Source organism: Shewanella sp. SM32, from assembly GCF_025654235.1.
Classification (GTDB): Bacteria; Pseudomonadota; Gammaproteobacteria; order Enterobacterales; family Shewanellaceae; genus Shewanella; species Shewanella oncorhynchi.
Map to the genome: position 1 here is coordinate 45,351 of NZ_JAKKRO010000027.1, position 16,616 is coordinate 61,966.

Sequence of the window (16,616 nt, forward strand, 5' to 3'; positions counted from 1 at the left end):
TCATTCTTCACCCTCTTCGAGCACTTCACTCTGGTGGTAAACCATAGTGGCTGATAACACGCCCGGAATGGCATTGATCGCTTCGATACTGTCCATCAAGGCGCGTTGCGTCTCGCCTTCGATCACGACGACCAATTTCACTTCGTTGTTGACGGAAAGTTCGGCATTTTCAATGGTCATTATCTGTTGTCTAACATCTGCCATTTTCTGCGGTAAGACCTGCACCACTAAACTGGTGATATGGAGTTCTTTGCTCATCCGACATTCCACTCTTATTTTTAACTATTTGATGATGTTACGTTTAACCAGCGCCCGGTGGACCCGTCAAAATTTGGCTGAACCAAATAGCAAAGCCCAGACCACTGACCAGTAGTACGGACAATAACGGTGCGAGAAACACGGTTAAAAAGATAAAGATTTTCAGTTCTAAGGATTTTTCTTCTGCGGTGCTAGCACTCATGCATCCTCCAAGAGGTGTGTTCCTGCCACTTTGAATGCGCTGCAAAAAATCGCCAGCGGCAGGTTTAATGTATATCTATTGCATCTTTGGATCACGAAGCGATCATACCTTTTAGTTGTTAACAAAATGTATACCTCCAAATTGGTAAAGCGGATGATGCTTGATCCAGATCATCAATTTGATGTGAGTATTCGTCAGATCTCAGTTTTTAAACGTTTTTTGCAATTACAAGTTAGATGATTGAATTGATTTTATGATTAATAAGCGACTGAAATAGATAAATCACTGCAAGAAAACAACAGAAAAACCGCCAAAAAAACCTGAGTATTCATAAAGGAGTAGGCAATAGAAAGGTGTTAAAACATGCGAGATAACGACTTGATCCCAAAAGAAAGATATTCGGCATAAAAGCATCGCTGCCACCCAGAAAAAGCGCTCATTTCATGGCGCATCACTGGAGGTATATCGCGTGAGCAGAGTAAGCATAGGGAAAATAAAAAACCGAGAAAATAGTTAGTTTTCTCGGTTTATTTAGTCATTTTTTGATCGCGTTATTGTTACATTAATCGGACAAAGGCGCTCAGTTCAACCTTTACATCAGTCCATTAAACCTGTTGGATATGATTCAAAATGCGTTTTTCCGATATCGGATAAGCCGTGCCTAACACCTGCGCAAAACAGGAAACACGATACTCTTCAATCATCCAGCGCGCTTCAATTAACGCGGGCGGTGTCGGCTGCGATCGTGGCACTTTCGCCAATTGTGCATTCAATGCTTCCTGCACCTTGTTAATGCTCTGCATATGCAAACGGTCACGAGTCGGATCGACAGGCAACTTCTCGACACGGATTTCAATCGCTTTTAAGTAACGCGCCACATCGACTAAACGATTCCAACCGCAGGATTCAACAAACCCTTTAAAAACTAATTTGTCTAATTGGCTTTGAATATCACTCATAGCAAAAGCGATATCTAAGCTAATTTTGCCCTTGAGACGCTTTTTAATGCTCTGGTATAAGGTCAAAATCTGCTCAACCTTCAGGGCAATTTGCTCTGCGGTCGGGTTGAGTTCTTGGCGAACCCAGTCCTTTGCCTGCTCAAATTGGGTTTGATTACGCACATCGAGGGCTTTTTCATCCAACAATTGCTGCACAGCGGCGGCAATAATGTCATCAATCAAGATTTGCACTTGACCGAAGGGATTGAAATACATCGCCAATTTCGCCTTATTCGGCAAAGCTTGCTGTAAGTGTTTCACCGGTGATGGAATGTTTAGCAGCAATAAGCGTCGCAGACCTTGGCGATGGGCATCTAAGGCTTCAAATTCGTCATCAAATAATTTGATCGCAACACTGTCTTTTTTATCGATCAGCGCCGGAAACGCCCGCACTTGATAATTGCCTTTTTGCTGCTGATATTGCTTGGGTAAATCGCCGAAGGACCACTCAGTTAACGCTTCTTGCTCTATACCTTTATCCGCCACCTGACGAATGGCTTTCGCCACCACGCCCTGCAACTCGGCTTTTAAGGTATCGAGCACCCGACCTTCGGCGACTAAGTTGTGTTTATCGTCTTCGATTTTAAAGTTCATCTGCAAATGCGCGGGCAGTTGCGTTAAATCAAAATCTTCCGGCGATATACGCGTGCCACTCATGCGCAATAATTGCTTGCACATGGCCTCAAGCAAACTGGCACTAAAAGGCACCATGGCCTGCACACAAGCGCGGGCATAGTCAGGCGCGGGCACAAAGTTACGTCGTAAACTCTTAGGCAAAGATTTGATCAGAGCGATGCACTTTTCTTCCCTTAGCCCTGCCACTAGCCAATCAAAATCGCTATCGTCGATTTGATTAAGCAGCGCCACCGGAATGTGAACCGACACGCCGTCATCCGCCGCCGCGGGTTCAAAGTGATAACTTAGCTGTAGGCGCAAATTGCCCTTGTGCCACGTATCGGGGAAATCCAAGGTCGAGATATGGTCGGCATTGCGCTGCATTAACAGTGCTTTGCTGAAATCGAGTAAATCCGGTTGCTCGCGCTTGGCCTTCTTCCACCAGCCAAAAAACAGCTGCGCGTTGTAAATCCCTTCAGGGATCCGCGGCTCGTAAAAATCCACTAACACTTGCTCGTCCACCAAAATATCGCGGCGACGGGATTTATGTTCGAGTGATTCAATGTCTTCGAGCAGCTTTTGGTTAGCGACAAAAAACGCTTCTTGGGTCTGTAACTGCCCTTCTGCCAAAGCGCTGCGGATAAAAATCTCACGCGCTTCAACAGGATCGATGGGGCCGTATTGCACTTTACGACGGTGCACAACCGTCAAACCGTAGAGCACTTGATTCTCAAGGGCGATAACGCTGCCAGGTTTTGCCTCAAAATGGGGCTCCACATAGCTTTTCTTGATCAAATGCGCCGCTAAGGGCTCTAGCCATTCGGGTTCGATTTTGGCGCAGCAGCGAGCAAATAAGCGTGAGGTTTCGGTAAGCTCAGCGGCCATGATCCACTTAGGGCCTTTTTTGGCCAGTGGCGAACCAGGGAATACAAAAAACTTACGATTACGGGCACCTAAGTACTCGTTATTGTTATCTTTAAAACCCACATGGCTCAATAAGCCCGATAAGAGCGCGCGGTGCAAGCTGTCGTAATTGGCTGGTGTATCGTTTAAGCGCCACTTTAAATCGTGCACGGCTTGCTTAAGCTGGGCGTATAAATCCTGCCACTCGCGCACGCGCAAATAGGCTAAATATTCATCGCGGCACTTTTTACGAAACTGACTAGCAGATAACTCTTTTTGTTGATCTTTTAAGTGCTGCCACAGGTTTATCCAACTGACGAAATCGGAACTGGGATCGGCAAAACGGCGATGGGCTTCATCACTGGCTTGCTTCTTCTCCATCGGACGCTCGCGGGGATCTTGAATCGACAAGCCCGCGGCAATCACTAGCACTTCGTTTAAACAACCTAACTGCTGACTCTCGACCACCATACGCGCCAAACGCGGATCCACAGGAATTTGCGCCAAGTTGCGCCCAAGTGGCGTCAGCACTAGCTTGCCGTGTTTGCTCTCAACCGCTTGTAATTCTTCGAGCAACAGGAAACCATCGCGGATATGGCGTGGATCGGGTGGCTCGATAAAGGGGAAACCGGCGATATCACCTAGGCCGATGGCCAGCATTTGCAAAATGACCGAAGCCAAGTTAGTGCGCAAGATTTCAGGATCGGTAAAGGCCGGACGATTATTAAAATCCGCCTCATCGTACAAACGAATACAGATACCCGGCCCTACACGTCCACAACGGCCTTGACGCTGATTGGCGCTCGCCTGCGAGATAGGTTCAATCGGTAAGCGTTGCACCTTAGTCCGATAGCTATAGCGGCTGATACGCGCCGTACCTGGGTCGATAACGTAGCGAATGCCCGGCACAGTCAGCGAGGTTTCCGCCACGTTGGTCGCTAATACAATCCGCCGACCTCTGTGACTACTGAAGACTTTAGACTGCTCACCGTAAGATAAACGCGCGTACAGCGGCAAAATTTCGGTATCGCGGTAATTACGCCGACTTAATTGTTCGGCCGTATCGCGAATTTCCCGCTCGCCGTTCATAAAGATCAGAATGTCACCCAGCCCTTCGGCCACCAGCTCATCGACGGCGGCAAAAATGCCTTCGATTTGATCTAAATCGGCATCGCTATCTTGCACTAAGGGTCGGTAACGGGTTTCGACCGGAAAGGTACGGCCCGACACTTCGATAATAGGCGCATTATTAAAATGCTTAGAAAAACGCTCAACGTCTATGGTCGCCGACGTGATAATAACTTTGAGATCGGGGCGTCTTTTGAGAATTTGTTTGAGGTAGCCCAGAATAAAATCGATGTTGAGGCTGCGCTCGTGGGCCTCATCTATGATGATGGTATCGTATTGATCGAGATTGCGATCGGAGGTTAATTCCGCCAGTAAAATACCGTCGGTCATCAACTTGATATAAGAGTCACTCTTAAGCGCATCGGCAAAACGCACTTTAAAGCCAACCACTTCACCGAGCGGACTTTGTAATTCTTCGGCGACTCGGCTCGCCACACTGCGGGCTGCTAAACGTCGTGGCTGGGTGTGGCCTATCATGCCACGGCAACCTAGGCCTAATTCCAAACATATTTTAGGTAACTGGGTCGTTTTACCCGAGCCCGTTTCACCAGCGATGATCACCACTTGATTGCCCGCAATCGCGCGTGCAATATCATCGCGCATCAAGGAAACGGGCAGGTTTTCAGGATAGTGGATTTTAGGCCGAGCGTTACGGCGCTGCTCAACCTTCTCAAACGCCGCCTGCGCTTGCTCGCTCAGCTGAGCTAAGACTTGGGTCTTTTTATCTGAGTCGGCTTCTTTATTGAGCTTAAATAAACGACGACGGATCCGCGACGCGTCGCTCTGATAACAAAGATTAAGAAAGGCGTTCGATAGCGGATGTTTGTCTGAGTTCAAATCCAAATTCCATTGCTAGCATCAAAAACGGCGATCCTAGCAAGGAAAGTGGCGTAATGGTATTGCTAATTTACTCTGCACTCAGTATATGGCGTGTCAGTTTCGCACTGGCTCGACTTAGATTAAACCGGTGACAGATAACATTGTTGCATATAGATATTCATGGCTTTGAGCACATTGGTGCGATTAATCGTGCCAATTACTTTGCCATGTTCAACCACTGGATACACTTTAGGTTTAGGCCCTAGCATTTGTTCGGCGAGCTGCAAAATACTGTCATCTGGCCCAACGAACAGCACTTCAGTTCGCATGCAATCCTTCACCACTGAGGTCATATCACAGTGATAGCTACTTTTGATCATCACAGCCAAACAATCCTGCTGGGATAAAAAGCCCACCAAATCGCCCGCATCATCAACCACTGCTGCGCCCATTTTATTATTATCTAACAGCTTTTCGACCGCAGTCGCGAGCGACATATTAGCGCGCAGCAACACGGGCTGGCGATCCATATGGTCGCGGATTTTAATTAAGTCCATAGTCTTTCCCTCGAATTAACCCTACGTTTGTAGTCTAGTCAAAATATCGGCAAGAATGTGCGATTTATATCGATTGGGCTTATCTAGTGCATAATACCAATCACATTAAATATCTAATCAGTTCAGAGCCTCACAGGCATCTCAATCCAAGGCGCATTGACGCAGAAATGGTTATTCCCTTTTAAGTCTATGCAACACGGGAGTGGGATGCCTGTGTGGCTCCCGAAGGGCGGGTTTCAACGCGCTTTATACTGCGTTTAAGGCTGTCGACAGAGCACCACTATGCCTTCATGCCTTCGCCTTGTCTAAAGCGCGTTGAACTCCCGCTGAATGAACAGATATTTAATACGATTGGTATAATCCAATGTCAACAAGAGCTAACAGGACAAAAATAGCGTCAACAAAGGCTGCCAGAAATAGCGACTTAGAGTTAACTGAAGCGAACACTACAAACTGAAATCAGGCAAGTATCCGATTGAGCTTCAATGGCGGCAGATAATACCATCAGTCTTCGGTGATCATGTTACTTGTCATTCCAACGCGTTTTAATTCGCTATTGATACAAGCTATAAGTCGATATAAAAGCGATAACCCACACCGGGCTCAGTCCGCACATACTGAGGTTCACTCGGGGAGTCGCCTAATTTTTGCCTTAAGTGACTGACCACAATTCGTAGATAATGTGTGTCTTCTGTATGAGCGGGCCCCCAAATTTCTTTGAGCAACTGAGTCTGAGTGACAACGCAGTTAGGTGACGACGCCAATTTAGACAATACTGCGTATTCCTTGGGTGTAAGTTCGACAATTTGATGATCAACTTTAACCAGCCTGCGACTTAAATCAATCTGCAACTTGCCATCATCTAATATGGGTAATTTTTCAGGTTTGATATGGTCCCTTAAAATCGCCCGCACCCTTGCCAGTAACTCTTCCACACTAAAGGGTTTGGTCACATAATCCTGCGCGCCTGCATCTAATGCTGCGACTTTTTCTTTATCTTGATTGCGAACCGACAATACAATCACAGCAACATCGGACCATCCCCGTAACTCCTGTAGCACTTGATGACCTTCCATATCCGGCAAGCCTAAATCCAAAATAACTAATTCAGGTTGCTGTCGAGCGACAGCTGCGAGCCCTTGCTGACCATTTTCAGCTTCGGTAACGTCATAGCCCTCACTGGTGAGTGCAATCCGCAGCATGCGGCGTATTTGGGTCTCATCATCGATAACCACGATTTTTATTGCCACGTCTCTAGTCCATTCTGTGGTTTATTAAGGATATTTTGGCTAAAAATGATTAGCCAGGAACGGGATAGTCTAACGGCAATTCAACTTCAAAACGAGTGCCTTGCCCCTGTAGGCAATCGGTAACGCGAACACTACCGCCGTGTGCAGCTATCATGCCTTTACAAATAGCCAGCCCCATACCTGTATTCTGTTTTTTCTGATCGCCATCGGCAACCACATAAAACATATCGAAAATTTGATCCCTATGACTTGCAGGGATCCCCGGCCCTCTGTCTTCTATTGCAATACAACAGCGATGATTTGAGATGGATAATTCAATACTAATAGGCTCTTCTGGTGGTGAAAATCGAACAGCATTTTCAAGAATGTTAAATAGTCCTTGTTCGATCAGCGCCGCATGCACAAAGAGGAGTGGGGGTTCTTTTTCTCTGTGATATTCAACGATTGCATTAGGGAAATAGCGTTTAAGCCTGCCAAGTACGCTGCCAATAATGTCATCTGCCGAAACCCAATCACGCTCTATGCTCAAAGTGCCATGACCCAGGCGTGTCATATCGAGTAGATTTTGGATATAGCTGTCCAAGCGACGGCTTTCTTGCAAAATAGTATCAAGTAGCTCGTTACGGTCGGCCTCTAGCAATTGTTTGTTCAATAGTTTTAAGCTCTCCGCCGCCCCCATCATGGCTGAGAGTGGTGATTTTAGATCGTGAGACACTGACGATAATAATGCGGAACGTAACTGCTCAATTTCTGTTTTCACCCGTGCTGATTCAAGATCTGACACTAACTGAATACGCCGCCATGTATTAGCGCCTTGCTGTAACATGGCCAGAATAAGCTCTCTATCAAACGGACTGAGTTCGTTGACTGTGGGTTGCCAATCTAAAATCGCCGCGCCAATTGTCGTACCTTCAAGTTCAATGGGGAACACACTCACACCCGATGCGCTCAAGGTATCGCTCAAACGCCCCGCAGCTTGCCCATGGCGCAAGGTCCAATCGATTGCGGCTAAATCAAGGTCGTTAAATGGCGTATTCAGCAGCGGTAAATAGGATCGCTGACCGTCTTTACGCTGCAAAACAATATAACAATCGGCATTCACTGAACCAGCAATCTTGCGCCCTATCGTTTGCCAAAGGGCTTTTTCATCATCGGCGACCGATAATTCTTGGGCAACATCTTTTAAGGTTTCAGCATAACGATTTGACTCACGCAGTAAAATAAACTGATTTCGGATCCGAGATGCCGCAGGGCCACTGATAAGCCCTATACACATCAAAAAGATTAAAGTGGCAATATCATCCTGACTATTTACATTCATAGTAAATTTGGGATCAGTAAGAAAAAAATTAAAGCTGAAAAAAGACCACACCGCAGTTGCCATGGCAGGCCTAGCGCCATAGGTTAAACCAATGCTGACAATCAAGAAAACATATAACAACACCAGATTGCCATTACTGAGCCAAGTATCTAAAAATGCCACCAGCGGAAAAATAACCACCACGCCAATCAACCCAAGAATATGGCCTCGAAGATCACCAAAACTGGCTTTAGGCGTAATGGGATCTCGTACTTGCATTTGGTTTTCGGGTGCGTGATAGACACTCACCTCAACAGGTAAACCAGACTCAATCAAGCGCTGATACAGCCTTTTACGCCACCAAGGATAGGTGCGTTTCACACCCGCGCCGACTAATACTGTGTTAATTCGATGCAGGGCTATGTAAGGTAAAATGGCCTGATAACTGCTTGTGTCGCGTAATACTTCAGTCTGCGCGCCAAGTTCCTTCGCTAAGGCAAAGGCCTCATTTAGCCTTTTCCGCTGATAAAGGCCCAGCGCTTTGCCGGTATCGACCCAAAGCACTAACCAAGGAATTTGCCGCCGCTCGGCAATCTGCCGACCTATACGGATCAAATACTGATGATCACTGCTGTTACTCACTAAAACCAACAATCTGTCTTTGAGAACAAAATCTGTTCCCTGTGCTTTGGCATCGAGTTCACAAATCAGTTTTGCATCGACTCGCTCTATGACTTTTTTCATTGCTAATTCGCGCAGTGCAGTCAAATTCGAGACCGAAAAAAAAGCATCTAAAGCCGAGCGAGCATACTCTGGCAGATAAACTTTGCCTTGCTGTAAGCGTTCGATGAGTGTTGATGGCGGTAAATCGACAAATATAATTTCATGGGCTTCATCAAGGAAGCGATCGGGGACGGTTTCCCGTACCCGCACTTGAGTAATTTGCAAAACCAGATCATTCAAACTGACCAAATGTTGGATATTGACTGTGGTATAGACATCAATGCCCGCAGCCAATAATTCTGCGACGTCTTGATAGCGCCGTTTATGACGACTACCGGGGACATTCGTGTGGGCCAACTCATCGACTAAGATAAGCTTAGGCCGACGAAGCAGCGCCGCATCCAGATCGAATTCCGTTAAACGATTATGATGATAATCAATGGGTTTACGTGCCAATACCTCAAAACCCGCTACCATGGCCTCGGTATCGGCACGCCCATGGGTTTCCACCAGTCCAACCAGCAAATCGATACCTTGCTGGGCCATTTCCCTTGCCGCACTTAGCATTGCATAGGTCTTGCCCACGCCTGGTGCCGCCCCAAGAAAAACCGTCAGTTTACCTTTATCATTTTGCTGTATCTGACTTAAGAGCGCATTGGCTTGCTGTGTTTGACTGATTGGTACCACGATTAGAAACTCCTTGAAAGACTCACTATCCAGCGCGCATCACACAGGGACTGGCACTGACTCTGCGATAAATCCGTATCGACATAACCGACACTCAACACATCCTGCTCAGTCATATTGAGGTTCAGCCCAACTCGCCAATCTAAATAGTGGCTATTGCTTGCGGCCATAGAACCTAAAAACAGTGCCATATCTTGCTGAGAAGCAAAAAAATTGCTCCCAAGATGCAGTACTAGACTTACATTAGAGAACAGTTGCGGCTCATAACTCGCATAAACATACTGAAAATCGTCCACATTCTCGCCAAAATAATCAGGAGAATAAACCAGCCCTAACTTAGCATCGGCGTAGCTTACCACAGCATAAATTTCGTTATAACTCAGGTCGGTATCGTCCTGAGAGTATTGGTAACGTATCACGCCTAGGTCCGTTGTTAAGCCATTATCCCAATCTTTAGCCCAGCCAGCGGACAAGTCGAGTTCTAAACTTCCATCCCCAAATTCGATGTTACTGCCCCAAAGCGAGCCATACCAGCCAGAATCATGGCTTAGGGTATACCCTGCTTGAACTGCAGGTCCTTCATCAGTTTGAGAAATACCGCGAAACGCATAATCACTGATGAGCATCACACTCCCTTGGCTCTGCCAAGAGGCATTGCCCCCATGAGTCTCAGTGCTGGCAAGCGCGCCCATAGAGAGTGAAGATAATGCCATCATCACACCCGCACAGAGGCGTGAACAAGGAGCAGACTTAATCGGTAACATAAAAATTTATCCTTAAATTCAGTAGAATATTGTTTTATTGAGCGTGTTTAGCAATCTGGTCGAGAGCGAGGTTGAGCTTGAGCACATTGACGCGCGCTTGCCCAAAAATGCCCCACTGCGGTGGTTCGATAAATTGCGCCACTAAGGTCAACACTTGTGGTTCGGCTAACTGTCGAGCCTGAGCCACGCGCGCGACTTGCAGTTTGGCTGCTGCGGGTGAAATATGAGGATCCAGTCCCGCCCCCGATGTGGCGAGTAAATCCACTGGAATATCAGCGGCCTGAACAGATTCTCTGGCTTGGATTTCTTGGCTTGTTGCCATCACACGTTCACGTAACGCCGGGTTACTCGGCGCAAGATTACTACCACCTGTCGCCATAGGATCGTAACCGACAGCGCTCGGCCGACTAAAAAAATAGGCCGGATTAACAAAGGGCTGAGCGATGAACTCAGACCCCATAGCGACATTATCCCTGTGGATCACACTGCCCTTAGCTTGTACGGGAAATAAAGCGCCACCGAGCTGAGTCACAGTGCCGGTATAGACAACGCCACACACAAATAACAGGGCGAGACTGGCTCTCAATCCCATAACGGCATGCTGGGTTTTAGTGGTATATACGATTGAATTCATTACTGTCTCCTAGAGCATAAGTGCAATGATTGAGTCGAGTGCTTTAATGCCGACAAAGGGTAAAATCACCCCACCTAAGCCATAAATCAGCATGTTATTTCGCAGTAATTTTTCGGCACTTATGGGTCTGAGCTTGATGCCTTTTAATGCCAATGGAATTAAGGCGGGAATGATAAGAGCGTTAAATACGAGTGCTGCGAGTACGGCTGAGGTTGGGCTGTGAAGCTGCATCAGATCCAGTGCACCAATCGCAGGCAAAGCCCCCGCAAATACCGCTGGAATAATGGCAAAATATTTAGCCACATCATTAGAGAGGGAAAATGTAGTCAAGGCGCCGCGGGTGATCAGCAATTGTTTTCCGACTTCAACGATAGCCAGTAATTTAGTGGGATCTGAATCCAAGTCCACCATATTGCCAGCTTCTTTAGCGGCTTGGGTACCTGAGTTCATCGCAAGACCTACATCGGCCTGCGCTAATGCCGGCGCATCGTTAGTACCATCCCCCACCATAGCCACTAATCGACCTTTGGCCTGCTCTGCGCGAATAAGGGCAAGTTTATCCTCAGGTTTAGCTTCAGCGACAAAATCATCAACCCCAGCTTCGGCGGCAATCACGCCAGCCGTTAGCGGATTATCCCCTGTCACCATGATGGTCCGTACACCGAGCGCTCTTAAACGGGCAAACCGCTCCGCAACGCCTGGCTTAATCACGTCACTTAAGGCTATAACCCCTAAAATGTGCGTGCCACTGGCGACGACTAAGGGAGTCCCCCCCTGCAAAGCCACTTTGCGGATAAGCGCGTTAACAGATTCAGGCCAGTGAATTTGATGCTGCTGCGCCCAAAACTGCATCGCATCGCCAGCGCCTTTAATGCCTTGAATACCATCGGTTAAAATCACCCCAGAAACCCGAGTCTCCGGCGTAAATGGGATAAAAGTTGCATCCGTAGGTTTGACGGGCAATACCGCGCCCAAATCTATGGCCAATTTGAGTACAGATTTCCCTTCAGGGGTGGGGTCATCGAGGGAAGAAAGCACCGCCGCATCACGCAACATCTCAGCTGCAATGCCTTTCACGGGTAAAAATGCGGTCGCTTGACGATCACCGAAAGTGATAGTGCCAGTTTTATCCAGCAGTAACGTATCGATATCCCCCGCAACTTCCACGGCTTTACCCGATTTAGCGACCACATTGGCGGCTAAGGCGCGGTTCATGCCTGCAATACCAATAGCGGGTAACAAGCCACCAATTGTCGTTGGGATTAAACACACTAACAGCGCAATTAACATAGTGTAATCAAGGCTTGCACCGACGAAACCCGCCATGGGTGGCAAAGTCACCACCACGATCAGGAAAACCGCAGTCAATGATGCAAGTAGCACAGTCAACGCCGTTTCGTTCGGTGTTTTCTGACGCTTCGCCCCTTCGACCAGCCCAATCATGCGATCTAAGAAGCTATTCCCAGGATCGTTAGCAACCAGCACAGTAATTTCACCCGTAAGTACCTTAGTGCCGCCAATCACACCGGAATGATCTGTGCCCGCTTCACGCAGCACAGCCGCAGATTCACCGGTAATCGCCGATTCATTGATAGTGGCTATCCCTTCGATGATTTCACCATCGGCAGGAATATAATCACCCTGTAAAACCTTCACCTTATCGCCTTTGACAAGCAAAGTTGCGGATACTGATTCCAACTCACCGTGGCGTATGCGCCGAGCCTGCAAGGCCTCTTTCGCCGACTTTAAGCTAGCAGCTTGTCCGCGCCCCCTTGCCTCTGCCACGGATTCCGCAAAGTTAGAAAACCACACGGTAAGCAAAAGAATAAGGGTCGTGGCTAGCTCAAAACCAACAGTCTCGCCATTGAAGAACTTTTGTCCTGTGATCAAAGCGGCAAGTAAAGCGCCGACCATCACTACGAACATCACAGGGTTACCAGCCATACTCACTAAGGACATTTTCTTTACAGCACCAAAGGCAGCTTGCTTCACGCCGGCGCTATCTAATATTTGAGCAGGTTTATGCATGACTATTTCTCCAGACTCATAGTGGCAAGTTCTAAAGCTTCGCCAATAGGCCCTAATACCGCCGCAGGTAAGAAAGACAGGAAGTTAATGATTAAAATCACAGCAATAAGGGTGAAACAAAAGGTGGGACTCTCGAGCTTCAAGCTCGCGTTACTGTCGGGGCTCACTCTTTTACTCGACATCATCCCCGCAATCGCCAGCGGTAAAAACAGTGGCAAGTATCGACCAAGCAGTAAGGCGATAACGCAGCTGATATTCCACCAAGGCGTGTTATCACCTAAGCCTTCAAAACCCGAACCGTTATTAGCAAAAGCGGAGGTATATTCATAAAAGACTTGCGAAATCCCATGAAAGCCGGGGTTGCTGTTGCCCGTAATACTCGGGATAGCCACAGTGATCGCCGTCAAACCTAAGACGCACAAGGTAGGTAAAACTAATAGACTTCCCAAAAGAGTGATTTCACGGGTTTCGAGCTTACGACCAAATATCTCTGGCGTACGGCCAATCATCAATCCCGATAAGAACACAGCAATCCACACATAAACGATAAAGTTAACAAAACCGCAGCCAATACCGCCCCATATCGCATTGAGTAACATGCCTGATCGCGTCATCAATCCCCCTATTGGATTGAAGGAATCGTGCATGGCATTGACCGAACCGTTAGAGGTTTGTGTGGTAAAAGAAGCCCATAGCGCCGATAGCTCAGGTCCAAAACGAACTTCTTTACCTTCCATATTAGGCCCTTGGGCGCTTAACCCCGCAAAGGCAGCGTTGGGTTGCAACTCGCTGTACACAGTTGCCCCAAGAAAACTGACGCTCAATAGACCCATAGCCACCAAAGCCATCAAGGTAAATTTTTTGCGTCTTAGCATTCCGCCAGCCATAAAGACGACGGCCATAGGGATCAGCACTAAGGCAATGGTCTCGATTGCATTACTGACTGGCGTTGGGTTTTCTAGCGGGTTACTGCTGTTGGGGCCATACCAGCCTCCGCCATTAGTACCTAACTGCTTAATGGCCACCATAGATGCTACGGGGCCGATCGGAACGACCTGCTCAGAGATAGGTGATGCAGAATCTAAGGTGTTCACTTTTTGCGCACCGTCAAAACTACTCGGTACGCCTTGCCAAGTCAGTAACAGCGCAACAATAGCGGCTAATGGCAGCATAAGTCTGAGTACACCGCGCACTAGGTCAACATAATAGTTACCCAGATTTCGAGCCTCGCCCTCTTTGGCGCTGTCATTATTCAACCCGCCTAACATTCCCCGCAAAATCGCCACACAAACCGCCAGCGCCATGGCTGGAGTGACAAATTGCAGCGTGACAATGACAAATCCTTGGGATAAATAACTGAGCTGAGCCTGCCCGGAATAGTGCTGTTGATTGGTATTGGTGAGGAATGACACCGCAGTGTGTAAAGCCAGATCCCAAGATAATGGTCCTATGCCATCGGGGTTAAGCGGTAACACATGTTGGAATTTAAGGATAAGAAACGCCAAAATGCCAAGTACCAAGTTGCTGATAAGAAACGCCGCACCATAGGATTTCCATGTCATCCCCGAATGGGCATTTACGCCTATAGCCCGATAAATCCACTTTTCAATGGGATTAAATAAACGATCTGAAAAATGGGACTGACCAGAGAAAACTCCTGTCATATAGGATCCCAACAGCCATGCGAGCCCAAGCGCAGTAGTAAAAATAAGGGTAATTTCAAACATAACGACTCCTAAAACTTATTAGGGGCAAACATTGCCACTGCTAAGTAGATGAAAAGTGCTATGGAAAGTATTAGAAATATCCAGTCCATATAATTTGTCCTTAAGAAAGTGAGTAACAGGACAAATATATGAATTAACCGCGTAAAGTCTCTAGAGTTCAAATGACTAATCCCGTAAAGAATACGTAAAAGTCATCATAATCAGTGGTAAATAAGGCCACAACAAACCATGGCATTAGCTATAAAAGTAAAATAAAAATGCCAGCTAGAAATACTAACTGGCATTAACACATAACCAAGCGATGATATCGTAGATTAATTAAGCTCTATATTTTTCATTTTATTATAGCTATCTGTCTTAATCTCTTTAAGTACACCTTTATTGTCATCAATAAATAATGCTTTTATATCATTCTGATTAGCGACGACTAATCCTTCTTGACTTCCTAAACATAATAGCGCTGTAGACCAAGCATCTGCTCTAGCCGGATCCGTTGCCAATACAGTTACAGATACTGTGTTATGGGTTACGGGTTTACCGGTTCGCGCATCAATAATATGTGAATAGCGCAGTCCTAAATGATCAAAATAATGACGATATGTACCCGATGTCATGATCGCTTGAGGAAAATCAATAAGCAGAACCTTTTGCATTGTTCGCTGTTCGGGCAGCGGTTTTTCAATCGCGATTTTCCAAGCAGAACCATCGAGCTTACTGCCGTGTACGACCATTTCGCCGCCAATCTCTACCAAATAATTATCGATATTGTATCGCTTTAGCACATCTGCAACTTTGCCTACGCTATATCCCTGTCCAATCGAAGATAAATCAAGATGTACCTCTGGCAAATCTTTAGTTAACATTTGATTATCAATACTTAAATGATGTAAGCCTACATAGGTTAATGTCTGTTGAAGTGCACTTTCTGTAGGAATGGTTAATTGGTTATGGGTAAATCCCCACAAATCGAATAATGGTTTAATGGTCAAATCATAACAACCCTCCGTTTTTGAAGTGACCTCCTTGGCTATCCCTATGAGCCCTAAAATATCATCCCCGACCGCCATAGCGGAGTGCATACTGTTAAAACGAGAAATCACTGAATCTGAACGATAAGTAGACATATGAAGATCTATTTCTGCCAATTGCCGCTCAATCTCGCGATTTATCTCTGTACTATTTAACTTGTCTTTACTCCAAAATGTCACATGCCAACTCGTCCCCTGCGCAAGGCCTTCTAACTTGGTATAAACTGGCGATTTCTGACACCCTACTAGCATAATGAGTAATATACATCTCAATAACCATTTCATTTAATGACCCTCCCAGTCAATTCGACAAATTAACCATAAAATACACTTAAAATTAAAATCGCCAGAATGCCCGTGAGAAAATGATGAGTACAGGAAATATTTCTAATCGCCCAAAAAGCATAGCGACACACATCAGCCATTTAGCCGCATCTTTTAACGTGCCAAATCCAGATGCAGTGTCACCATAACCAATCCCCATATTATTAATGCACGCGGCGACGGTTCCAAAGGCGGTGGCAAAATCATGTCCAATGGCGACCAATCCCCATACAAAAACGCAAGTAAAAAATATGTACAGGAAAAATAATCCCCATACTGAACGAATGACTCTGTCTGAAACGACTTGACCACTGATCTTTGTTGTTAAAATGGCATTAGGATGAACCAATTGATGAATTTCTCGGATCCCTTGACGGTACAAAAGTAAAAATCTGACAGCTTTAATACCGCCACAAGTAGAACCAAAGCACTGAAGGATCCCCTCATAAATCAGCCATAGCATAGCCATATTTGAGCAACTGATTGGCGAATAATACCCAGGCCGCCAGCAATTCTTTCTCCGTGATTTGATAATCAGGCCGCCTGAGTACCTCCAATCCCAAGCGAATCGTTGAGAGTACCGTTCGATGCCCAATGGTATTGGCCTGAAAATGCTTATCCCAGCCCTGTTGCTGTGCGTGTAAACCAACTAGCCACAACAGGCATTGAAC

At 46.6% G+C, this 16,616-nt stretch carries 14 protein-coding genes and 1 pseudogene; 1 reads left to right on the forward strand and 14 read right to left on the reverse strand.

The window, feature by feature from the left end; genetic code table 11:
* The 4 genes from L5M10_RS12630 to L5M10_RS12645 all read right to left on the reverse strand — a co-directional run bounded on the left by L5M10_RS12630 (position 1) and on the right by L5M10_RS12645 (position 5,480).
* Entirely contained in the window at positions 1-258 is a 258-nt protein-coding gene (locus L5M10_RS12630; RefSeq protein ID WP_028760146.1) for a chaperone NapD, read from the reverse strand.
* Between the two features lie 43 nt (positions 259-301).
* A complete protein-coding gene (locus tag L5M10_RS12635; protein ID WP_028760147.1) occupies positions 302-460 on the reverse strand; it encodes a nitrate reductase in 159 nt (52 codons plus the stop codon).
* Between the two features lie 605 nt (positions 461-1,065).
* The gene (gene hrpA, locus L5M10_RS12640) at positions 1,066-4,941 is read right to left on the reverse strand and encodes an ATP-dependent RNA helicase HrpA (RefSeq protein WP_411569030.1); all 3,876 of its coding nucleotides are present in this window, start codon (positions 4,939-4,941) and stop codon (positions 1,066-1,068) included.
* 122 nt (positions 4,942-5,063) lie between these two features.
* On the reverse strand, positions 5,064-5,480 hold the full coding sequence (locus L5M10_RS12645; protein WP_006081403.1) for a CBS domain-containing protein: 417 nt from the start codon (positions 5,478-5,480) through the stop codon (positions 5,064-5,066).
* Positions 5,481-5,695: 215 nt separating this feature from the next.
* Here L5M10_RS12645 and L5M10_RS12650 point away from each other — a divergent pair, with 215 nt between their 5' ends.
* Positions 5,696-5,875: a hypothetical protein gene (locus tag L5M10_RS12650; RefSeq protein ID WP_113939545.1), complete on the forward strand. Its 180-nt coding sequence runs from the start codon at positions 5,696-5,698 to the stop codon at positions 5,873-5,875.
* 171 nt (positions 5,876-6,046) lie between these two features.
* Here the strand turns inward: L5M10_RS12650 and L5M10_RS12655 are convergent, their stop codons facing one another.
* The 10 genes and pseudogenes from L5M10_RS12655 to L5M10_RS12695 form a co-directional block, all read right to left on the reverse strand.
* Entirely contained in the window at positions 6,047-6,730 is a 684-nt protein-coding gene (locus tag L5M10_RS12655; protein ID WP_028760150.1) for a response regulator, read from the reverse strand.
* Between the two features lie 49 nt (positions 6,731-6,779).
* Positions 6,780-9,440 carry a sensor histidine kinase gene (locus tag L5M10_RS12660; RefSeq protein ID WP_263166406.1) on the reverse strand — a complete coding sequence of 887 codons (2,661 nt, stop codon included), beginning with the start codon at positions 9,438-9,440 and terminating at the stop codon, positions 6,780-6,782.
* A gap of 2 nt (positions 9,441-9,442) precedes the next feature.
* On the reverse strand, positions 9,443-10,204 hold the full coding sequence (locus tag L5M10_RS12665) for a TorF family putative porin (protein ID WP_263166409.1): 762 nt from the start codon (positions 10,202-10,204) through the stop codon (positions 9,443-9,445).
* Positions 10,205-10,238: 34 nt separating this feature from the next.
* Positions 10,239-10,838, reverse strand: a complete 600-nt coding sequence (gene kdpC, locus L5M10_RS12670; protein WP_168824074.1) for a potassium-transporting ATPase subunit KdpC — start codon at positions 10,836-10,838, stop codon at positions 10,239-10,241.
* A gap of 9 nt (positions 10,839-10,847) precedes the next feature.
* Positions 10,848-12,866, reverse strand: coding sequence for a potassium-transporting ATPase subunit KdpB (gene kdpB, locus L5M10_RS12675; RefSeq protein ID WP_131525163.1), 2,019 nt, complete (start codon positions 12,864-12,866; stop codon positions 10,848-10,850).
* A gap of 2 nt (positions 12,867-12,868) precedes the next feature.
* A complete protein-coding gene (gene kdpA / locus L5M10_RS12680; protein WP_263166414.1) occupies positions 12,869-14,593 on the reverse strand; it encodes a potassium-transporting ATPase subunit KdpA in 1,725 nt (574 codons plus the stop codon).
* Between the two features lie 8 nt (positions 14,594-14,601).
* On the reverse strand, positions 14,602-14,682 hold the full coding sequence (locus tag L5M10_RS24230; RefSeq protein WP_105252297.1) for a potassium-transporting ATPase subunit F: 81 nt from the start codon (positions 14,680-14,682) through the stop codon (positions 14,602-14,604).
* A 225-nt stretch (positions 14,683-14,907) separates the two neighbouring features.
* Positions 14,908-15,906: an FAD:protein FMN transferase gene (locus L5M10_RS12685; protein WP_263255375.1), complete on the reverse strand. Its 999-nt coding sequence runs from the start codon at positions 15,904-15,906 to the stop codon at positions 14,908-14,910.
* Between the two features lie 52 nt (positions 15,907-15,958).
* Entirely contained in the window at positions 15,959-16,414 is a 456-nt protein-coding gene (locus L5M10_RS12690; protein WP_317630142.1) for a potassium transporter TrkG, read from the reverse strand.
* Positions 16,389-16,616 (reverse strand): annotated as a pseudogene (locus L5M10_RS12695) (IS4 family transposase); the annotation flags it as partial. The pseudogene L5M10_RS12695 and the gene L5M10_RS12690, both read right to left, overlap by 26 nt.